Source organism: Streptomyces sp. M41(2017) (assembly GCF_002078175.1).
In the GTDB taxonomy this organism is placed as follows: domain Bacteria; phylum Actinomycetota; class Actinomycetes; order Streptomycetales; family Streptomycetaceae; genus Streptomyces.
The window spans coordinates 369,730-389,749 of sequence record NZ_MWFK01000001.1 but is presented as its reverse complement, the minus strand read 5'-3'; the positions used below and the strand labels follow the sequence as shown (position 1 = coordinate 389,749).

Annotated in this window: 17 protein-coding genes, 1 other RNA gene and 1 pseudogene; 10 read left to right on the top strand and 9 right to left on the bottom strand. The window is 72.9% G+C overall.

The features are described from left to right. Positions 1–2 precede the first annotated feature (2 nt). A complete protein-coding gene (locus B0675_RS01725) occupies positions 3–722 on the bottom strand; it encodes an ABC transporter permease (RefSeq protein ID WP_081216955.1) in 720 nt (239 codons plus the stop codon). Then, a complete protein-coding gene (locus B0675_RS01720) occupies positions 722–1,633 on the bottom strand; it encodes an ABC transporter ATP-binding protein (RefSeq protein ID WP_081216954.1) in 912 nt (303 codons plus the stop codon). The genes B0675_RS01725 and B0675_RS01720 overlap by 1 nt, the downstream gene beginning before the upstream one ends. 299 nt (positions 1,634–1,932) lie before the next feature. Here B0675_RS01720 and B0675_RS01715 point away from each other — a divergent pair, with 299 nt between their 5' ends. The 3 genes from B0675_RS01715 to B0675_RS01705 all read left to right on the top strand — a co-directional run bounded on the left by B0675_RS01715 (position 1,933) and on the right by B0675_RS01705 (position 4,978). Continuing rightward, positions 1,933–2,790: a MaoC/PaaZ C-terminal domain-containing protein gene (locus tag B0675_RS01715; RefSeq protein ID WP_081216953.1), complete on the top strand. Its 858-nt coding sequence runs from the start codon at positions 1,933–1,935 to the stop codon at positions 2,788–2,790. A gap of 52 nt (positions 2,791–2,842) precedes the next feature. Further along, a complete protein-coding gene (locus B0675_RS01710; RefSeq protein ID WP_081216952.1) occupies positions 2,843–3,919 on the top strand; it encodes a Zn-dependent alcohol dehydrogenase in 1,077 nt (358 codons plus the stop codon). A gap of 102 nt (positions 3,920–4,021) precedes the next feature. Then, on the top strand, positions 4,022–4,978 hold the full coding sequence (locus B0675_RS01705; protein ID WP_081216951.1) for a 3-oxoacyl-ACP reductase: 957 nt from the start codon (positions 4,022–4,024) through the stop codon (positions 4,976–4,978). A 159-nt stretch (positions 4,979–5,137) separates the two neighbouring features. Here B0675_RS01705 and B0675_RS01700 read toward each other — a convergent pair whose 3' ends face one another. Further along, a complete protein-coding gene (locus tag B0675_RS01700; protein WP_081216950.1) occupies positions 5,138–5,326 on the bottom strand; it encodes a hypothetical protein in 189 nt (62 codons plus the stop codon). 1,695 nt (positions 5,327–7,021) lie between these two features. Continuing rightward, positions 7,022–8,128, bottom strand: a pseudogene (locus B0675_RS01695) (hypothetical protein); the annotation flags it as partial. Between the two features lie 320 nt (positions 8,129–8,448). On the opposite strand from B0675_RS01695, the gene B0675_RS01690 reads away from it, so the two are divergent. Genes B0675_RS01690 through B0675_RS01680 form a run of 3 tightly spaced genes read left to right on the top strand, consistent with a single transcriptional unit; the run spans position 8,449 to position 11,750 of the window. Beyond that, a complete protein-coding gene (locus tag B0675_RS01690; protein WP_081216949.1) occupies positions 8,449–9,300 on the top strand; it encodes a Nif3-like dinuclear metal center hexameric protein in 852 nt (283 codons plus the stop codon). Next, positions 9,297–10,040 (top strand): C4-type zinc ribbon domain-containing protein, encoded by a 744-nt coding sequence (locus B0675_RS01685; protein WP_179165372.1) that lies wholly within the window; start codon positions 9,297–9,299, stop codon positions 10,038–10,040. Before B0675_RS01690 ends, B0675_RS01685 begins: the two co-directional genes overlap by 4 nt. A 36-nt stretch (positions 10,041–10,076) precedes the next feature. After that, entirely contained in the window at positions 10,077–11,750 is a 1,674-nt protein-coding gene (locus tag B0675_RS01680) for a bifunctional RNase H/acid phosphatase (protein ID WP_081216947.1), read from the top strand. 243 nt (positions 11,751–11,993) lie between these two features. Here B0675_RS01680 and eda read toward each other — a convergent pair whose 3' ends face one another. Together eda and yaaA are read right to left on the bottom strand one after the other, a co-directional pair. After that, positions 11,994–12,638: a bifunctional 4-hydroxy-2-oxoglutarate aldolase/2-dehydro-3-deoxy-phosphogluconate aldolase gene (eda, locus tag B0675_RS01675; protein WP_081216946.1), complete on the bottom strand. Its 645-nt coding sequence runs from the start codon at positions 12,636–12,638 to the stop codon at positions 11,994–11,996. Between the two features lie 211 nt (positions 12,639–12,849). After that, positions 12,850–13,650, bottom strand: coding sequence for a peroxide stress protein YaaA (gene yaaA / locus B0675_RS01670; protein WP_081216945.1), 801 nt, complete (start codon positions 13,648–13,650; stop codon positions 12,850–12,852). 135 nt (positions 13,651–13,785) lie between these two features. On the opposite strand from yaaA, the gene B0675_RS01665 reads away from it, so the two are divergent. Next, positions 13,786–15,219 carry an RNB domain-containing ribonuclease gene (locus tag B0675_RS01665; RefSeq protein ID WP_081216944.1) on the top strand — a complete coding sequence of 478 codons (1,434 nt, stop codon included), beginning with the start codon at positions 13,786–13,788 and terminating at the stop codon, positions 15,217–15,219. A 146-nt stretch (positions 15,220–15,365) separates the two neighbouring features. Then, positions 15,366–16,217 (top strand): AraC family transcriptional regulator, encoded by an 852-nt coding sequence (locus B0675_RS01660; RefSeq protein WP_241539671.1) that lies wholly within the window; start codon positions 15,366–15,368, stop codon positions 16,215–16,217. Between the two features lie 131 nt (positions 16,218–16,348). On the opposite strand, the gene B0675_RS41815 is transcribed toward B0675_RS01660, so the two are convergent. Continuing rightward, positions 16,349–16,522: a hypothetical protein gene (locus tag B0675_RS41815; RefSeq protein ID WP_164373100.1), complete on the bottom strand. Its 174-nt coding sequence runs from the start codon at positions 16,520–16,522 to the stop codon at positions 16,349–16,351. A 339-nt stretch (positions 16,523–16,861) separates the two neighbouring features. Next, a complete protein-coding gene (locus B0675_RS41810) occupies positions 16,862–17,104 on the bottom strand; it encodes a hypothetical protein (RefSeq protein ID WP_241539670.1) in 243 nt (80 codons plus the stop codon). An 86-nt stretch (positions 17,105–17,190) separates the two neighbouring features. Between B0675_RS41810 and rnpB the strand changes: the two genes are divergently transcribed. Together rnpB and B0675_RS41230 are read left to right on the top strand one after the other, a co-directional pair. Further along, an RNA gene (rnpB, locus tag B0675_RS01650) (RNase P RNA component class A) lies at positions 17,191–17,591 on the top strand. Between the two features lie 173 nt (positions 17,592–17,764). Next, complete coding sequence (locus B0675_RS41230; RefSeq protein ID WP_179165219.1) at positions 17,765–18,178, top strand: hypothetical protein; 414 nt, start codon at positions 17,765–17,767, stop codon at positions 18,176–18,178. Between the two features lie 919 nt (positions 18,179–19,097). Here B0675_RS41230 and B0675_RS01640 read toward each other — a convergent pair. Continuing rightward, a complete protein-coding gene (locus B0675_RS01640) occupies positions 19,098–19,997 on the bottom strand; it encodes an aminoglycoside phosphotransferase family protein (protein WP_241539669.1) in 900 nt (299 codons plus the stop codon). Positions 19,998–20,020: the final 23 nt, after the last annotated feature.

The window sequence follows — 20,020 nt, the reverse complement described above, 5'->3', positions numbered from 1 at the left end:
GTTCAGACGGTTCGTGCGGATCGACGGTACGAGACGACCGCGTACGAACCGAAGGCCATCAGCCAGCCCGTCAGCACCGCGACCGCCGCGAGCGACGGTGCACGGCCCTCCGTGACCGCCACGCCCAGCTGCGCGAACCGGTTCGTGGGCGTGTAGGCCGCGACCGAACGCAGCCAGCCGGGGAAGAGCGCGAGCGGGAACCACAGCCCGCCGACCACCGACAGCCCCAGGTTGCACACCATGTTCGCGACGCCCGTGGTCTGCGCGGTCAGACGGTAGCCGTTCCCGAGGCCCAGCAGGGTGAACGGGACCGAGCCGATCCACAGGAGCACGGCGGTCGCCGCCCACTGCCAGGCCGCCAGCCGTACGCCGTTGACCAGACCGCCCGCCGCCAGCACCGCCACGATCGCCGGGAGCACCGTCACCGAACCCGTCAGGGCCCGCCCGAGCACCACCTGGCGCGGCGTCATCGGCGTGACCCGCAGCTGCCGCAGCCAGCCGGTCACCTTGTCCTCGGCGACGCCACCCCCGGTGTTGAGCGCCGAACCCACCGCGCCGTACGCGGCCATCCCCACCATGGACGCCGTCTTCCACGCGCCGTCGTCCCCGCCGCCCAGGTTGGTGAACAGCAGATACATCATCACCGGCATCGCCACGCCGCCGATCACGAAGCCGGTGTCGCGCAGCGTCCGGCGCACTTCGAGCCGCAGATAGTCGATCATCACACCGTCTCCAGAGCGTGCGAGGTGAGGGCCAGGAAGGCGTCGTCCAGGGAGGCGGGGGCGACTTCGAGGCCGCGTATCGCCCCCAGCTCCGCCAGCGCGATCACGGTCGCGTCCGGATCGTCCGTGCGCAGCCGGGCCCGGTCCCCGCGCACCTCGACGGCGACCACGCCGGGCAGCAGTGCCAGACCCTCGGTGCCCCGCCCCGCCAGGTCGAACGCGACCAGGCCGCCGCCCGCCGAGCGCCTCAGTTCCTCCCCGGTCCCGTCCGCGACGAGCCGCCCCCGGTCGAGGACGACGATCCGGTCCGCGTGCGCGTCGGCCTCCTCCAGATAGTGCGTGGAGAAGAGGACGGTGTGGCCGCGCAGCGCGTAGGCCCGCATCGACTCCCAGAACGCGTGCCGCGCCTCCACGTCGAGCGCCGCCGTCGGCTCGTCGAGGACGATCAGCGCGGGGTCCCCGGCGAGCGCCAGAGCGAACCGGACCCGCTGCGCCTGACCGCCGGACAGCCGGTCCGCGCGCCGCCCCGCCAGTTCCTCGACGCCCGCGAGCCGCAGGGTCTCGGCGACCGGGAGCGGTGCCGGATAGCGGCCCGCCACGAAGGAGACCAGCTCCTGGACGGTGACGCGCGACACGGGCCGGGTGTCCTGCAGCATCGCTCCGACCCGGCCGGCCCGCACCGCCTCCTGCGGGCTGCCGCCGAACAGCGCGACCGAGCCCCCGTCCGGTTCGTTCAGGCCGAGCAGCAGCGAGATCGCCGTCGACTTGCCCGCGCCGTTGCGCCCCAGCAGCGCCACCGTCTCGCCGCACGCCACGTCCAGGTCGATGCCGGCCACCGCGCGCACCGCGCCGAACGTCTTGACCGCCCCCATGAAGGACACGGCCGGTGGTGTCCCCGTCGTCTGTGTCATGAGAACGACGCTAGAGCTCCGCCGGAGCCACCGGCAGATGCAGTTGTCAGCAGTCGCCCGGGACAAATGTCATGGTCGCCCCGGCGTCGGCCCGGCGCCCTCGAAGGCCCGCACGCCGACTCGATCTGACATGGTGTCAGGAGTCTTCACAAGTGCTGAGGGCTGGGCTATACAGGGGTTCGCCGGACTGGAACGCGTTCTAGAACGGGCGGGTTCCCCGGCCCCGGTGTCGACCTCGGTGCGGCCGACGGTGCGGACGGTCGCACCGAGGTCTTTCGCGCAGTCGAGTCAGGAGCCCCATGCCCATTGACGCCGCCAAGGCCGTCGCCGCCGAACCGCGGACCGGCGAGATCGCCTGGAGCCACAAGGACGTCCAGCTCTACCATCTCGGCCTCGGCGCGGGCGTGCCCGCGACCGACCCCGACGAGCTGCGCTACACCCTCGAATCCAGGCTGCACGTCCTGCCGAGCTTCGCCACCGTCGCGGGCGCCGGTTCACCGGGCGTGATCAGCGGTCTCTCCATGCCCGGCGTCGACGTCGACCTCGCCCGCGTGCTGCACGGCGGCCAGACCGTCCGGCTGCACCGCCCGATCCCCGCCGAGGGCACGGCGACCGCGACCGGCCGGATCGCCGCGGTCTACGACAAGGGCAAGGCGGCCGTCCTCGTCATGCGCACCGAAGTCGCCGACGCCGAGGGCCCCTTGTGGACGAACGACGCCCAGATCTTCGTACGCGGCGAGGGCGGCTGGGGCGGCGACCGGGGCCCCTCCGCCCGCCTCGAACCCCCGTCCGGCGATCCCGACCGGACCGTCGAACGCCCCGTCCGCGAGGACCAGGCGCTCCTCTACCGGCTCTCCGGCGACCGGAACCCGCTGCACGCCGACCCCGAGTTCGCCAAGCTCGCCGGGTTCGACCGGCCGATCCTGCACGGGCTGTGCACGTACGGCATGACGCTCAAGGCCGTCGTCGACACCCTCCTCGGCGGCGACGTGACCCGCGTCCGCTCGTACACCACCCGCTTCGCCGGCGTCGTCTTCCCCGGCGAGACCCTGCGCATCCGGATGTGGCGCCACGACGGCGCGGTCCGGGTGACGGTGAGCGCGGCCGAACGGGACGACGCGCCGGTCCTCGCCGACACCACCGTCGATCACACCTGACCGCCGAACCCACGTGACCCGTCGCACGAACCATCCCGAGGGGAGCCGCACCATGCGCGCAGCCGTACTGCACGAGATAGGCCAGGACAAGCTCGAAGTCCTCGACGACGTCGAGGCGGTGGGCTTCGGGCCCGGAAAGGTGCGCATCCGGGTCCGCGCCACCGGGCTGTGCCACTCGGACCTGTCGGCGATGAACGGTGTACTGCCGCAGCCCGCGCCGTTCGTCCCCGGGCACGAGGGCGCCGGTGAGATCGTCGAGGTCGGTGACGGAGTGGGACATCTGAAGGCGGGCGACCGGGTCGTCGTCTGCTGGCTGCCGGCCTGCGGCGTCTGTCCGGCCTGCAAGCGCGGCCAGACCGAGCTGTGCCTGGCCGGCTTCATGAACGCGGGCACGCCCAACTTCCGGCGACCCGGCGGCGACGTCTTCGGGTTCGCCGGCACCGGCACCTTCACCGAGGAGGTCGTCGTCGACGCGGGCTGCGCCGTCCCCATCCCCGACGACGTGCCCTTCGACATCGCCGCCCTGATCGGCTGCGGCGTCACCACCGGACTCGGCGCCGCCCTCAACACCGCCGACGTGGAGGCCGGTTCGTCGGTCGCCGTCATCGGCTGCGGAGGCGTCGGCATCTCCGCGATCCAGGGCGCCCGCCTCAAGGGAGCCGCCGAGATCGTCGCCGTCGACCCGGTCGCCTCACGCCGCGAGGCGGCCCTCCGCTTCGGCGCGACCCGGGCCGTGTCGCCCGAGGAACTCGGCGACGCCAAGCAGTCGGTGACCGCGGGCGAGGGCTTCGACTACGTCTTCGAGGTCGTCGGCAGGTCCGCCACCGCCCGCACCGCCTACGACCACACCCGCCGCGGCGGCACGCTCGTCGTCGTCGGAGCGGGCGCCATGGACGACTTCCTCCAGCTCAACATGTTCGAGCTGTTCTTCGACGAGAAGCGCATCCTGCCCTCCATGTACGGCGGCGGCGACGTCCTGCGCTCCTACGAACGGACCATCGCCCTGTGGCGCGCGGGACGCATCGACCTGGAGAGCCTCATCACCCACCGGGTACCGCTCGCCGGGATCAACGAGGCCCTCGACCAGATGCGTTCGGGCACCGCCCTGCGGACGTGCATCGAGATCTGACCCGTTCCGAGACCGCCCCGGGGCCCGCCGAGCACGAGGAGGGCGGGTGTCCCGCGAGACCCCGCCCTCCGAGGCCCCCCACGACAACCGCTAAGGACCCTGATGTCACTGCCACTTGACGGGCTGACCGCGATCGTCACCGGCGCGGGCCGCGGCCTCGGCCGGGCCGAGGCACTGGAACTCGCACGGCTCGGCGCGGCCGTCGTCGTCAACGACTTCGGACAGCCCGGACGGGACGGTTCGGGCGAGGCCTCGGACGCTCCCGCGGAGCAGGTCGCCGCGGAGATCCGCGCCGCGGGCGGCCGGGCCCTCGCCCACACCGGAGACGTCGCCGACCACGAACAGGCCCGCGAGCTCGTCGAGTCGGCCGTCACCGAGTTCGGGAGACTCGACATCCTCGTCAACAACGCGGGCATCCTGCGCGACCGCATGGTCTTCTCCATGACCGAGGACGAGTGGGACTCCGTCATCCGCGTCCACCTCAAAGGACACTTCAACACCACCCACTTCGCGTCCGCGCACTGGCGGGACCGCTCCAAGGCCACCGGCGCACCGGTGTACGGGCGGATCGTGAACACCTCCTCGGAGGCCTTCCTCGCCGGATCCGCCGGACAGCCCAACTACGCGGCGGCGAAGGGCGGGATCGTCGGGCTGACGACCTCGACGGCCCTGGCGCTCGCCAAGTACGGCGTCACGGCCAACGTCATCTGCCCGCGCGCCCGGACCCGTATGACCGAGGACGTCTTCGCCGGATTCGGCAGGCCGGACGAGGGACTCGACCCGCTCGCCCCCGAGCATGTCGCCCCGCTCGTCGGCTATCTGGCCTCGCCCGCCGCCGCCGACGTCAACGGACAGCTCCTCGTGGTGCACGGAGGCATGGTCGCCGTCGTCGAACGACCGCGGGTGGCAGCCCAGTTCGACAGCAAACAGGACACCTTCAGCCACGACGAACTCGACGCGCTGCTCACCCCGTACTACGCGGACCGGCCGCGCGGCGAGACGTTCGCGGCGGCCGAGGTGCTGGGTCTCAAGAGGGACCGGGACGGCACCGCTCGCTGAGCTGCGCGGCCGTCCGTCGGCGAAGCGTGCCACCGGGAGAGCCCCGGCGCGGATGCGGACGTGGACACCCGCACGGACAGGGAACGGCCCCGCTCGTGTTGGTGCGAGCGGGGCCGTGTGCCGTTCGGATCGTCGACGCGACGAGAACCGGCGGAGCCGTCAGATCGCCGTGCCCGACTGTCCGGGCTGACCGGACTGGCCGGACGGCTTGCGGTGGCGTCCCTGGGGGCTCGCCTCGTCGTCGTGGCCGGAGACCGGTCCACGGTGTCTGCCGTGGCCGTCCGACCGGCCCGTCGACGTCTCGTGGACGTCCGAGCCCCGCGTTTCCGTGGTGCTGGTGTCGTTCATTGAAGTGTTCACCCCGTATGCAAGATCCTTCTTTTCAGCCGGGGGAGTCTAACGTGCCGTCATCGCCCGGGTGGCGGAGGGTGACGTTTCTTCATCCTCTCCGCCCGTTTCCTCCCCGCCTCCGGGAGCGGTCGCCGCCGGATTCCCGGGAGAGGCCGCGTCCGGGGCCGCGACACCGGGCGGTGCGATCTCTCCCTCCGACGTCTGCTCGACAGGCGTGGGCGGACCGGCGTGCAGCGGACGGCGGTGGGTCGGGGGCGTGCGACGGGCGGGGACGTCCTGGTGCTCCCAGCGGTCCGGCGACTCCGCACGGCCGGGGCCGCCGAGGCTCCCCGAGTTCTCCGGCTCCTCGCGGTGCTCGGGGCTCGGGGAGGGCTCCGGGCTCCACTCCGCGTCGTGTGCGGGCGCCTGCGGGAGGGCCGGGGCCGCGTCGCGCCACGGCTGCTCGGGCGGGAGCTGCTGGGGCTCGAAGCTCCGCAGCGGGGTCTCGCCCCGGAAAGCGGTGAAGTCCGCGAAGCTCCCGGAGCCGGGGGAGTCGGCGATCCGCGTGAAGCCGGTGAACTCCGGTGTTCCCCTGAACTCCGGCGCCCCGGTGAACTCCGGCGCTGCGGTGAACTCCGGCGCTGCGGTGAACTCCGCTGCGCCCGCTGGCTGGGCGGAAACGGGGGGCTGCCGGTGGTCGGGGAGCGGCGCCGAAACGGGGGGCTGCCGGTGGTCGGGGAGCGGTGCCGAAACGGGGAGTGGTGCCGAAACGGGGAGCTGCCGGTGGTCGGAGGGGTGCGGGGAACCGGTGGCCGCCGACTGCTCCATCGGCAGCCCTCCGCGGTCGAATGCGGCGGTCTGCTCCAGGGGCGGTTCGCCGCCGCCGAAGTCGGGCTGTGTCAGCGGTAGTTCACGTCCGCCGAGGCCGCCTTGCCCCTGGGGGTCCAGGGGCCGTTCGCGTCCGCCGAGGTCGCCCTGCTCCTGGGGGTCCAGGGGAAGTTCGCGTCCACTGAAGTCGGCCTGCTGCTGGGGTTCCAGGGGTTGTTCGCGTTCGCCGAAGTCGGCCCGCTGCCGGGGCTCGCGGGGCGGCTGCGGCTCACTGAAGCCGTCCTGCCTCAGGGGCAGTTCGGGTCCGCCGTGGGTGACCGCGGGATGTGCCTCGACCTCCAGGGGCAGGGACGCGACGAAGCCGGCGCCGAGACTCCTGCCGGGCGGGGGTGTCGCGGCGACCTTGGTCCAGAGACCCGGCCTCGGCCGACGCGGTTCCGTCGGCTCGGGTGCGACCGGCGGGACGGATCGCTCGCCTTCGGCCGACCGTGCGTCGACGTCGGTGGTGGCGTCCGCGTACGGGGCCGCCGGGGCCGGTGCGCGCTGGACCTCGACCGGTACCGCGAGGAGGCGCGGGCCGGGACCGGGCGCCCCCGCTGCGGGCGCTCCGACGGTCGACGTCCCCGCACCCGATGTCACCGCACCCGCCGACACCGCACCCGCCGGCGTCGACCCGGGTGTCCGAGTCCCCGGTTCCCCCGACCCCGGCTTTTCCGCGCGCCGGGGTTCCGGGGCGGCGGTGTGCCGGTGCACTCCGGCGACCGAGGTCGCGTGGTCCGCGTCGGTGCGCGGCGGCCGGCGGGTGGCGTCCGCCTGCCGGGCCGGGTGGGCGTCGGACGTGCGGAGCACGGGACCCGCGCTCACCACCGGATTCCGAGAGGTGGTCAACCGGCCGTGCAGAGAGGCCTGTTGAAGGGGGACCGGCCGAGGTGCGGGGCGCTCCGGCGGAACCGGGTCCCCCCGGTCCGGTTCCGTCGCCCCCAGGGACACCTGCAGCCGGGCGACACCGCACGGCACGCCCCCGTTCGCGTACGGCAGGTGGAGCACACCCTCCCTGGTCCACAGCCCGGTGCCCGCCAACCAGCCCTCGGGCACGGGCCGGTGGTCGATCCGGCGTTCGGACGGGCGCCACATCCCCACCCAGGTGCCGCCCGGACCGTCGATGCGCAGGGCGACCGCGCAGGCCTCCGGGGTCAGCACCTGGCCCGGCTGGATGGCGAACGGCGTGATCGAGCAGCCCGTCGCCGTCAGGCACTCCGGGAAGCGGACCGGCAGCGTGCTGCCGAGCACACCCCAGCCGAGCCGCTCCCGGCCGGGTGAGGGGGCGTCGGAGCGGATCAGCAGAAGCCCGCTGTCCGCGTCGGCGAGGAGCAGCCGGTCGTTGCTGCGCTCGGCGATCTGGAGGAGCGGCGAGACCTCTCCGCCGCGCTCCAGGTCGACGACGACCGTCTTGGTGCGGCCGCCGTGGAAGCGGTCCAGCGCGAGCAGCCGTCCCGAGCCGTCCAGCCACACCCCGCCCGAGCAGTGCCCGGGGATCTCGGCGAGGTGCTCGGGACCGAACGCGCCGCCAGCCACCAGCCACACCGCCGTGGACCCCCGTCCCACGGCGAGCGCGTAGGCCCGCTCCCCGTCCGGCGCGGGCGGCAGCAGCCGCAGCCGGGTGCCCGGGTCGGGACACTCGACCGCGCCGAGCGGCAGCTCACCGGTGCCCGGCCCGGTGGGGTACAGGAGCGAGAACGCGTGGCGTCCGTCCGCGACCCGATGGATCAGCACCCTCCCGTCCGTCAGCGGCAGCACCTCGGTGCCGGGCTCCTCCGGCTGATGGGAGGGCAGCGGAACGGCGTACGGCTCCGGGCCGTCCAGCGTCCAGCGCTCCGGGTACCAGGACTCGCCGTCGCTGGTCAGCCGCGCCCCGTAGGTCCCGTCCGCGGTGATGACACAGGCGGGCGGAGCGGCCCACCCACTCGCGGCGTCGTCGTCCCCGTCGCCCATCCCGCCCTCGCTCGCCACCACGGGCTCCGTCGCACCGGCCGTCATCGTTCGGTCACCTCCGGCGACGAAGCTAGTTTTCGCACGCACAGACGGGGGACCGACGGGCTGCGGCTTCACACATAAGGGTGGCCATGTCGGGATTCGCCTGAGGGAACGGGGGCGGATGTGCTGAACGGTGCCGCGGAAGGAAGGGGCGGAAGCGCCGGCGACGGGGCGGACGGAGCCCGTGCGACGGCGGCCGGGGACGCCCGGCCGCCCGGGCACCGGCCGGGTGGTCCGCGGCCGGTCGGAGAGGCACCCGGGCCAGGTAGCCTTTCCCCGTGCCCCGTCTGTCTGAAGTCATCACCGCGCTCGAATCCCTCTGGCCTCCTCAGCAGGCCGAGAGCTGGGACGCGGTCGGCACCGTCTGCGGCGCCCCGGACCAGGACGTCACGCGCGTGCTCTTCGCCGTCGACCCGGTCCAGGACATCGTCGACGAGGCGGTGCAACTGGGCGCCGACCTGCTGGTCACGCACCACCCGCTCTATCTGCGCGGGACGACGACCGTGGCGGCGGACACCTTCAAGGGCCGCGTCGTGCACACCCTGATCAAGAACGACATCGCGCTGCACGTCGCCCACACCAACGCCGACCGCGCCGACCCGGGCGTCAGCGACGCCCTTGCCGGAGCGCTGGACCTGCGGGTCGTACGGCCCCTCGTGCCCGACCCGACGGACCCCGAGGGCCGCCGGGGCCTCGGCCGCGTGTGTGAACTCGACCACCCGCTGACCGTGCGTGAACTGGCGGCGCGGGCCGCCGAGCGGCTGCCCGCCACCGCGCAGGGCATCCGCGTCGCGGGCGACCCCGAGGCGCTGGTGCGCACCGTCGCCGTCAGCGGCGGCTCGGGCGACAGCCTCTTCGACGACGTACGCGCCGCGGGCGTGGACGCCTTCCTCACCGCGGACCTGCGCCACCACCCCGCCTCCGAGGCGCGCGCCCACAGTCCTCTCGCGCTGCTCGACGCGGCGCACTGGGCCACCGAGTGGCCCTGGTGCGAGCTGGCCGCCGCCCAGCTCGACGAGATCTCCGACCGGAAGGGATGGGGACTGCGCGTCCACGTCTCCCGGACGGTCACCGACCCCTGGACCGCTCACGCGGCCTCTCACAACGACACATCAGGAGCCCCCAACTGAACGCCGAGCCCGCCGACCAGATCCGACTTCTCGACGTCCAGGCATTCGACGCCCGCCTGCAGCAGCTCGCGCACCGGCGGAGGTCGCTTCCCGAGCACGCCGAGATCGAGTCGCTGAACAAGGACCTCACCCAGCTGCGCGACCTGCTCGTCGCCGCGCAGACCGAGGAGAGCGACTGCGCCCGCGAGCAGACCAAGGCCGAGCAGGACGTGGACCAGGTGCGTCAGCGCGCCGTCCGCGACCAGCAGCGCCTGGACTCGGGTGCCGTCACCTCCCCCAAGGACCTGGAGAACCTCCAGCGCGAGATCACCTCGCTCGCCAAGCGCCAGGGCGACCTGGAGGACGTGGTGCTGGAGGTCATGGAGCGCCGTGAGTCGGCGCAGGAGCGGGTCGCCGAGCTGACCGAGCGCGACGCGTCCGTCCAGTCGAAGATCGACGACGCCACCGGGCGGCGCGACGCGGCGTTCGAGCAGTTCGACGCCGAGGCCGCCACGGTGACCAAGGAGCGCGCGGTCATCGCCGGCAGCGTGCCCGCCGATCTCCTCAAGCTGTACGACAAGCTGCGCGAGCAGCAGGGTGGCGTCGGTGCCGCCCGGCTGTACCAGCGTCGCTGCGAGGGCTGCCGCCTGGAGCTCAACATCACCGAGGTCAACGAGGTGAAGGCCGCGTCTCCCAGCACCGTGCTGCGCTGCGAGAACTGCCGTCGCATCCTGGTGCGTACGTCCGAGTCCGGCCTGTAGCAGTTTCCGGCCCGTAGCAGTCAGGGAGTCCGTCGCGTGCGGGAGTTCATCGTCGAGGCCGACGGAGGTTCCCGGGGCAACCCGGGGCCCGCGGGCTACGGGTCCGTCGTGATCGACGCGGTCACGGGGGAGACGCTGGTGGAGCGCGCCGAGTACATCGGCGTCGCCACCAACAACGTCGCGGAGTACCGCGGCCTGATCGCCGGGCTGCTGGCGGCCCGCGACCTCGACCCGGCCGCGCGGGTCCGGGTCCGCATGGACTCCAAGCTGGTCGTCGAGCAGATGTCCGGCCGCTGGCAGATCAAGCACCCCGATATGAGGCCCCTGGCCGCGGAAGCGGCCCGGGTCCTTCCCCGCTCGCAGGTGACCTACGAGTGGATCCCCCGCGCCCAGAACAAGCACGCGGACCGCCTGGCCAACGATGCGATGGACGCAGGCAAACGCGGCGAACCCTGGACCCCACCCGCCGGCGAAGCCGCGAGCGCGGAGGTGCCGGTCGGCGAAGCCGCGGGTCCGGCGGTGCCGGTCGAGGGGCGCGGGGAGCGGCGCGACCAGCCACAGCGCCCCGGCACCGGGACTGTCCAGGGGCGCGGGGAACGGCGCGACCAGTCACAGCCGGGCGGCACCGGGACGGCGACAGAGGCCCCCACTCCGGCCTCCGGCGGCGAAGCCGCGAGTGCAGGCGCGCCGGTTGAGGGGCGCGGGGAACTGCGCGACCAGCCACAGCCGAGCGGCAGCCGGACGGCGACAGAGCCCCCCACCTCGGCCTCCGGCGGCGAAGCCGCGGGTTCGGGGGTGCCGGTGGAGGGGCGCGGGGAACTGCGCGGCCAGCCCCAGCCGGGCGGCACCGGGACGGCGACCGAGACCCCCACCCCGACCCCCGGCGGCGAAGCCGCGAGTGCAGGGGTGCCGGTGGAGGGGCGCGGGGAACTGCGCGGCCAGCCCCAGCCGGGCGGCACCGGGACGGCGACCGAGACCCCCACCCCACCCCCCGGCGGCGAAGCCGCGAAGTCCACGGACGACAGACGCGCCGCGCACAACGTGGCGACCACCCCCACCGTCGGCTGGGGCGCACCCCCCGACATGGGCGCCCCCGCCACCTTCGTCCTCCTGCGCCACGGCGAGACCCCCCTGACCCCGCAGAAGCGCTTCTCGGGCAGCGGCGGCAGCGACCCGTCCCTCTCCGACGTGGGCCGGCAGCAGGCCGAGCGGGCCGCCAGGGCACTGGCCGCACGCGGCACGATCCAGGCGGTCGTGGCGTCCCCGCTGGCCCGTACCCGCGAGACCGCGGCGGTCGTCGCCGCCCGTCTCGGTCTCGACGTGACCGTCGAGGACGGCCTGCGCGAGACGGACTTCGGCGCCTGGGAGGGACTGACCTTCGGCGAGGTCCGCGACCGGTACCCGGACGACATGAACGCCTGGCTCGGCTCCCCGGACGTCGAACCGACCGGCGGCGGCGAGAGCTTCGCCGCGACCGCCCACCGCATGGCGGAGACCCGCGACAGACTGACCGCCGCCTACGCGGGCCGCACCGTCCTGCTCGTCACGCACGTCACCCCGATCAAGACCCTGGTACGGCTGGCCCTGGGCGCCCCGCCGGAGTCCCTGTTCCGCATGGAGCTGTCGGCGGCGTCCCTCTCCGCGGTGGCCTACTACGCGGACGGCAACGCGAGCGTCCGCCTGTTCAACGACACCTCGCACCTGCGCTGAGCACCCGCCGGCGACGAGCGCACCGGCGCCGCGGGGACGGAACCCGGGGTTCAACCCCGCCGGGCTCGCCGCCGGGGACGTACCGCGCCAACTCCGCTGCCGGCGCGTCGAGTCGGGGATCGGGGTTGCGCAGGGACGGGCCCGGCAACCCGTCGTGCCCGGCGGGGAATCGAGCGCGACGACCGTCCCGAACAGCTATGGACGCATCCACGTGCCGGGCGGGACCGTGGGCCACGGCTCGTCCTAGCGCCGCAGAGCCGACGCCTCGCGGGCCAGCTGTTCCACCCGCTGCCAGTCGCGTGCCGCGACCGCGTCCGAGGGGAGCATCCAACTGCCGCCCACGCAACCCACGTTCGGGAGGGCGAGATAGTCCGGCGCGGTGTCGAGGCCGATGCCGCCGGTCGGGCAGAACCGGGCCTGCGGAAGCGGCCCCGCCAGCGACTTGAGGTACGGCGTACCGCCCGCGGCCTGCGCGGGGAAGAACTTCATCTCGCGCACCCCGCGTTCCAGCAGCGCCACCACCTCCGACGTGGTCGACACCCCCGGCAGGAACGGCACCCCGGACGACTTCATCGCGTCGAGCAGCGCGTCCGTCCAGCCCGGGCTGACCAGGAAGCGGGCGCCCGCCGCGACCGACTGGGCCACGTGCTCCGGTGTGAGCACGGTGCCCGCGCCGACCACCGCGTCCGGCACCTCCGCCGCGATGGCCCGGATCGCGTCGAGCGCGGCCGTGGTCCGCAGCGTCACCTCGATCGCGGGCAGCCCGCCGGCGACCAGCGCCCGCGCCAGGGGAACGGCGTCGGCCGCGTCCGCGACCACGACGACGGGCACGACGGGCGCGAGATCCAGGACGGAGGCATGCGGAGACGGGGGCAGCGGCGAAGTCATGCCCACATCCTGCCCGGGGTGTGCAGCATGCGCAAAGGTCGTTGCACATGCTGCAATCCAGAGGTTCTCAGGGAGTCGATCTCAGCGCGGACCCTCCGTGATCTCGGCGCGGACCCTCCGTGATCTCGGCGCGGACACATCCGTCTGTCGGCGTGGGCCGGTCCGTGATCGCGGCATGGACCGGTCCGTGGTCCATGCGTGGGCCGGTCCGTCAGTGGATCTCCGTCACCACCACGTCGAGCGCCCAGGGCCGGCCCGCCCGGCCGGGCGCCTCCGCCTCGACCGTGTACCCGAGGTCCCGCAGCGCCTCGACCAGCGCGGCGGGGTTCTTCGGCGCCGCACCCGCACTGAGCAGGCTCCGGACGATCTTTCCCTTGGTCGCCTTGTTGAAGTGGCTCACGACGGAACGCTTCTCGACGCCGTCCACCAGCTGCGCGTGCAGCACCCGTACCGTCGCCGTGCGCCCCGCGACCTCGCCCTTCGGCTTCCAGGCCGCCGCGTACGCCGAGGACCGCAGGTCCAGGACGAGTCCCTCGCCCGCCGCCTCCGGGAGCACGGTCGCCATCGGCGCACGCCAATGCGCGCCCAGCGCTCCGAGGCCGGGCAGCTTCACACCCATCGAGCAGCGGTACGACGGGATCCGGTCCGTCACCCGCACCGCGCCCCACAGCCCCGAGAACACCAGCAGCGAACGGCCCGCGCGCCGCTTGGCCGCGGTGTCCAGTGTCGCCAGGTCGAGGGAGTCGTAGAGGACACCGGTGTAGATCTCCGCGGCCGGACGCGCGCCCGCGGTCCGCAGCTCGGTGTTCTTCGCGATCTCCCCGCGCAGCCCCTCGCTCAGCCCGAGGACCTCACGCGCCTTCTCCTCGTCGGCCGCGCACAGCTCGACCAGCTCGTCGAGAACCGCCTGGCGTGCCTCCGTGAGACCGGACAGGGACAGCGACTCCAGCTTGAGCGGGGTTCCCCGGCCGGAGGAGGCCTTCCCTTCGGAGGGGGGCAGCAGCACGAGCACGGTTGGATCTCCTCACGGTGGAAACGGCCCGGCGCCAGCCTAAACGGTGTGCGCGGGCCGTCCGGACGGCCCGCTCCTGGGCGATGGGTCCCCCTTCGGCGTGCCCATCGGGGACCCCCGGCCTAGGCTCGACCCATGCCTCGCCGTCGCGTCCGTGTCACCGGTGCACCGGAGGCTCCGCTGCGAGCCGCCCTCAGCGCGTTGCGAACGGAACTCGGCGTGCCCGAGACCTTCCCGGCGGAGGCGCTCGCGGAGGCCGCGCTGCCGCCCCGGCTGCCCTCGTACGACGCGACGGACATCCCCCTCTTCACCATCGACCCGCCGACGTCCGAAGACCTCGACCAGGCGATGCACCTGTCCCGCAGGGAGAACGGCGGATACCGCGTCCGCTACGCCATCGCCGACGTCGCCGCCTTCGTCACCCCCGGCGGAGCCCTGGACGCCGAGGCCCATCGCCGCGTGATGACCCTCTACTTCCCCGACGAGAAGGTCCCCGTCCACCCGCCGGGCCTCTCCGAGGGCAGGGCCAGCCTCCTCCCGGACCAGACCTGCCCCGCCGTCCTGTGGACGATCGACCTCGACGCCGACGGCCGCACCGAGGCCACCGACGTGCGCCGCGCCCTCGTCCGCAGCCGCGCCAAGCTCGACTACGCGCACGTGCAGCGGCAGATCGACACGGGGACCGCGGAGGAACCCCTCGCGCTCCTCAAGGACGTCGGCACCCTCCGCGAGGCCCTGGAGGTCGAACGCGGCGGCATCTCGCTCAACGTGCCCGAGCAGGAGATCGTCGAGAAGGACGGGACGTACGAACTCGCCTACCGCGCCCCGCTGCCCGCCGACGGCTGGAACGCCCAGATCTCCCTGCTCACCGGCATGGCCGCGGCGGACCTGATGCTCGCGTACGGCACCGGAGTGCTGCGCACCCTGCCCGCCGCGCCCGACGGAGCGGTCGGACGGCTGCGCCGCACCGCCAGGGCCCTGCGCATCGACTGGCCGCACCACGTCTCGTACGCACAGCTCATCCGCTCCCTCGACCCGCACCGGCCGCACCACGCCGCCTTCCTCCAGGAGTGCACGACCCTGCTGCGCGGCGCCGGCTACACCGTCTTCCGGGACGGCGCCCTCCCCGAGGTCACCGCGCACGCCGCCGTCGCCGCGCCCTACACGCACTGCACGGCCCCGCTGCGCCGGCTCGTCGACCGCTACGCCGCCGAGATCTGCCTCGCGGCCGTCGCCGGGCAGCCGTCGCCCGAGTGGGCCCTCGCCGCTCTGGACGCCCTCCCCAAGGAGATGGCGGACGGCGGACGGCGCGCGGGGACCGTCGAGCGCGAGTGCGTCGACATCGTGGAGGCCGCCCTGCTCAAGGACCGGGTCGGCGAACTCTTCGAAGGCTGCGTGGTCGACGTGCAGGAACACGAACCCACCGTCGGAACCGTCCAGTTGGAGTCCCCGGCGGTCTTCGCCCGGATCACCGGCGGCACCTCCCGGCTCCCCCTGGGCGAACGCCTCCGGGTCCGCCTCACCCAGGCCGACCCCGGCACGACGAAGGTCCAGTTCGCCCCGGCCTGACCGCTCCGCACGAGGAGGACTCCGCTCCCCGGGCCCGTCGGCGTATCCGGCGGCCGCCGCCCGGCATGGAAACGGCACCCGTCCGCGTTGTCCCTCCAGCGGTACCGGCACACGGCACCGGAGCGGACAGGGGGGAGGACGGAACGGTGACGGACGACGCCGGGGTGGTACGGTCCCCGACCCGCCGGGAGGAGGCCCGCTGGACCCGGGCCACCCTCGGGCGCGACGGACAGCCCCTCGACCTGCTGACCGCCCGCTTCGACCGGCACCGCTACGCGCCGCACGCCCACGAGGAGTTCACCATCGGGGTGTGCGTCGGCGGCTCCGAGATCATCGACTACCGCGGCGGCCGCATCCGCGCCGTCCCGGGCTCCATCGTCGTCCTCGCGCCCGGCGAGATGCACACCGGCGGACCGGCCGCCTGCGACGGCTACGCCTACCGCGCCCTCTACGCGCGGCCGTCACTCCTCACCGAGGCAGTCGTCGGCCCGCCGCCGCACTTCCGCGAACCTCTCATCGACGACCCCGAACTCGCCGCCGCGCTGCGCGCCGCCCACACCGAACTGAGCGCCTGCCCGGACCCCTTGGAGGCCGAGTCACGCTTCCCGTGGCTGCTCGCCGCGCTCGCCCGACGCCACTCCACGGCCCGCCCGGACCGCGACGGGATCCCCGGCGCGGCCGGCATCGCCACCGTCGTACGGGACCGCCTCGCCGGCGAGCTCCAGGCCCCGCCCTCCCTCACCGTCCTCGCGGCCGACCTCGGCCTGTCCCGCTACCAGCTCCTGCGCGCCTTCCGTACGACCGTGGGACTACCCCCGTACGCCTGGCTGGCCCAGCACCGCGTCCAGCGGGCCCGCCGGCTCCTGGAGTCCGGGCTGCGCCCCGCCGAGGTGGCCGGCCTCGTCGGCTTCGCGGACCAGGCGCACCTGACACGCTGGTTCCGCCGGGTGCTCGGGGTGACCCCGGCGGCGTACCGCGCGAGCGTGGTCGCGCGATGACAGGGGGCGTCGGCCGGTGACGGCGGCGCAACGACGTTCAAGACGGTCGACCCCCGACAGCCCGAGACTGCGCGTATGACTGCACGTGGCTGGCTCCTGTTCTCCCTGATGGGAGTGGTCTGGGGCATCCCCTACCTGATGATCAAAGTGGCGGTGGACGAGGTGTCTCCGTCGGTGGTGGTGTTCACGCGTTGTGCGATCGGTGCGGCGCTGCTGCTGCCCTTCGCGATCCGCCAGGGCGGCCTGACCCGGACGGTGCGGGCCCACTGGCGCCCGATGCTGGCCTTCGCATGCATCGAGGTCATCGTCCCGTGGTGGACCCTCACGGACGCCGAACGCCACCTGTCCAGCTCCACCGCCGGCCTGCTGATCGCCGGGGTGCCGATCGTCGGCGTCGCCGCGGCCCGCCTCCTCGGCGACACGGAGCGCCTCGGCGCCCGGCGCGTCATCGGCCTCGCCCTCGGCCTGTCCGGCGTCGCGGTCCTCACGGTCCCGCACCTGACCGGCGGCGACACCCGGTCGCTCGCGGAGGTGCTGCTCACGGTCGTCGGCTACGCGACGGCGCCGGTGATCGCGGCCCGCCGCCTCAAGGACGTGCCCTCGCTCCACCTGACGGCCCCCTGCCTGGCGCTGGCGGCCCTGGTCTACGCCCCCGCGGCGGTCCTCACCCGTCCCGACGCCGTCCCGTCCGCCCACGCCCTGGCCGCCCTCGCGGGCCTCGGCGTCATCTGCACGGCGATCGCGTTCGTCGCGTTCCTGGAGCTGATCAGGGAGGCGGGCCCGACGCGGGCGACGGTGATCACGTACGTCAACCCGGCGGTGGCCGTGGCGGCGGGCGCACTGTTCCTCGACGAGTCGCTGACCACGGCCGTGATGGTCTCCTTCACCCTCATCCTGGCGGGCTCGGTCCTCGCGACGGCGGCCACCGGTCCGCGCCGCCCCGTCCGGCCGGTACCATGGTCGACACGGCAGACGAGCCGGGCGGGCGGCCGCGTGGAGGTCCTTGTGGACCTTCCCGAGGAACGTCCGGGCTCCACAGGGCAGGGTGGTGGCTAACGGCCACCCGGGGTGACCCGCGGGACAGTGCCACAGAAAACAGACCGCCGAGAACTCCGGTTCCCGGTAAGGGTGAAACGGTGGTGTAAGAGACCACCAGCGCCTGAGGTGACTCAGGCGGCTAGGTAAACCCCACCCGGAGCAAGGTCAAGAGGGAGCACCTCGGTGCTCCTGCGCGGACGTTCGAGGGCTGCTCGCCCGAGTCCGCGGGTAGACCGCACGAGGCCGGCGGCAACGCCGGCCCTAGATGGATGGCCGTCGCCGCGACGTCCGCGAGGACCCGCGGTACAAAACCCGGCGTACAGCCTGACTCGTCTGCCGCTCTTTACCCGGCGTCGCTCCATCACGTCAGTGAGCCGGGGTGCCCGAAGGCTGCGGCTCCCCATCGGGGGGTCCCGTCCTGCTTCCTGGGACGGTCCGGCCTGGGGATGCGGGGCGGCGAAGTTGGCCGGGTTCAGCATGACGGCTCCGAATTCGCGGGCCAGGAGCCCGTGAATGGTCTCCCAGCTGCGGATACGGTTGCGCTCACGCCGTTCGGTCCGTCGTTCGTGCAGCCTCATCCCTCCGAAGATCGCCAAAGCGCAGGCCAGGATGAGGGCGATGAGGGCGTAGATCGGTGTGTAGCGGTCGTCGAACATCGACCGTTGGTCGTCCACCTGCCGGGCGTTGATGCCGAAGAAGCCGAAGAGCAGACTCAGGGTTCCGGAGACCGTGGTGACGAAGGTGATTGCCACGACCGTCCGGATACGACGCCGGTCGCCAGCTCGCTGCTCGGCACTCTCGACAGAGGTGAGTTCGGCGGCGATGGCGTTGCTGAGCCGGCCCAGCATCTGGCCGATCGTGCTGGAGCGTCCGGTCAGACCCATCGCGGTGTAGAGGGCGTTGTGGAAGCTCTCCACGCGTAAGGCCGGGACGAGGGTTCCGATGTCACCGCCGGCTTCGACGCTGTAACTGAGTTCCAGTTCGAGATGGCTCAGGCCTTCGGAGATCGACTCCAGCATCGTCCGACGGCGATGGGTGTCGCGTTCGGTTTCTGACCGGGCCCGGAACCGGTGTCCGTAGGCGTAGGCGATTTCCCGGATCTCCCGCAGGCGGGCGGCAGAACCCACCGTCTGCACGGCGGAGAGCAGGACGCAGTTCTCAATGTAGTCCTGATGGCCGCAGATGAGGCTCGCGTACGGCCCGAGGGCGCCGACTGTGGTGGGTCGTCTGTTGAGTTCGGCCGGGTAGCTGATGGAACTGTGCTCCGGACGGTACGGAAGATCGGAGCGGTAGATGACGCGCTGAATGACATCGTCGCCCGGCGCATCCTCCGGAGAGGACACACTGCGGAAGACCAGTTGGTGTCGTTCGGGGAGGAAGCCCCTGGTCGCTGCGTCGCCGTTCGGCGCATGATGACCGACTCGTTCGCCGGCGAGCTGTTCCAGCGGGACACCGCCGCATTCGATGCTCGCGTAGTAGAGGTCCTCCATCAGCGGAACCGACTCGACAAGCCCCAGGGGAACGTCCAGCGTCAGCGCCACCAGCACCTGACCGGAGGGGTGCAAAAAATGCCACAGAGTCGCGGCCATCGGCAGGCCGGTCTGCCAGCGTTGACACACCAGCGAGGCGCAGTCGAGGGACTCCTTCCTGAGGACTCTGGGTAACTGCTCCTTCGCCATGTCATAGAAGGGTGTCAGCCGCCCGAAGGCCAGGATGTCCGTCGGAGCATGACCGTCCGGCGTGAGCCGGGCCGGGTCGCAGACCCAGGACGTCGAATAGACCGTGGTGATGCGAAGGTGGGGCCGGGAGGCATAGGGAGCGAAGAGCCCGCCGGCCGTGCCGTCAGAGCGCGTGCCAGCGCCGTTCAAGGTCACCCTTTCGCAGAGACTCCATACGCAGCGCGAACTCTTCCGCCGCGTCGCCGGACTGGGCGATCTGCATCAGCCAGGTCGTCATCCCCAACTCCCGCGTGGTGCGGAGCACCGGATAGCCGTGCCACTCGGTGACGTCGGCGCCGTAGGTGAGCGCGAAGGCCGCGTACTCGGCGGGTTGCAGATCGAACCGGTCGACAGCCATTGCGGTGGGCACCAGGTCCCAGGCCCGTGGGCCCAACGCCACTGCCTCGTAGTCGATCAGGAGGGTGCGGTCGCTGTTGCGGAGGACGTTGCCGCGATGAGCGTCACCGTGGACCAAGTGCTGTGGTGACGAGGCCACGAGCGTACGGAAGTCGTCCTCAGCGCTGTCACAGGCTTCGGAAAGGAAGCGGACGTCCTCCCGTCGGATGCCTGATGCCACATCAAGACGGCGACGCATGACAGGAAACGGGTCCAGGACCGGAAGGGGGAAGTCGGGATCCGGCAGCGCGTGAAGATCGCGGAGGAGCGTGGCGAGCGGGGCACAGGCTGTCGGGGGAGAGCTGTCCGGCACGAACTCCCAGAAGGTCACCAGTCGGCCGTCCGCTTCGACCGGCTGTGGCGCGTCCGTCGGATGAACGGACGGAAAGCCGGACCGGGCGAGCCAGCGCGCGACGGCGAGTTCCTTGGCAACCTTGTCGGCCATCTCCGCCGACCGGGCGACTCTGACTACGGTATCCACCTCGGGAAGGGCGAACAGGGCGTTCTCGCCGAGCCGCAGGAGCTTCGCGTCCGGGAACTGGGGCAATCCGGCGGAGTCGCACGCCACCAGCATGGCCCGTCGCGCGTTGGCCTCGGTCAACCCGTCATGAGTCTCATGGAAGTCCATTGCGGTCAGCCTCCCGAGGCGTT

What these genes read in the sequence shown, in the direction of transcription:
- B0675_RS01725 (WP_081216955.1), bottom strand. Translation starts at nt 722, where the DNA reads ATGATCGACTATCTGCGGCTCGAAGTGCGCCGGACGCTGCGCGACACC.
- B0675_RS01720 (WP_081216954.1), bottom strand. Translation starts at nt 1,633, where the DNA reads ATGACACAGACGACGGGGACACCACCGGCCGTGTCCTTCATGGGGGCG.
- B0675_RS01715 (WP_081216953.1), top strand. Translation starts at nt 1,933, where the DNA reads ATGCCCATTGACGCCGCCAAGGCCGTCGCCGCCGAACCGCGGACCGGC.
- B0675_RS01710 (WP_081216952.1), top strand. Translation starts at nt 2,843, where the DNA reads ATGCGCGCAGCCGTACTGCACGAGATAGGCCAGGACAAGCTCGAAGTC.
- B0675_RS01705 (WP_081216951.1), top strand. Translation starts at nt 4,022, where the DNA reads ATGTCACTGCCACTTGACGGGCTGACCGCGATCGTCACCGGCGCGGGC.
- B0675_RS01700 (WP_081216950.1), bottom strand. Translation starts at nt 5,326, where the DNA reads ATGAACGACACCAGCACCACGGAAACGCGGGGCTCGGACGTCCACGAG.
- eda (WP_081216946.1), bottom strand. Translation starts at nt 12,638, where the DNA reads ATGACTTCGCCGCTGCCCCCGTCTCCGCATGCCTCCGTCCTGGATCTC.
- B0675_RS01665 (WP_081216944.1), top strand. Translation starts at nt 13,786, where the DNA reads ATGCCTCGCCGTCGCGTCCGTGTCACCGGTGCACCGGAGGCTCCGCTG.
- B0675_RS41815 (WP_164373100.1), bottom strand. Translation starts at nt 16,522, where the DNA reads ATGACCTCGATGCATGCGAAGGCCAGCATCGGGCGCCAGTGGGCCCGC.
- B0675_RS01640 (WP_241539669.1), bottom strand. Translation starts at nt 19,997, where the DNA reads ATGGACTTCCATGAGACTCATGACGGGTTGACCGAGGCCAACGCGCGA.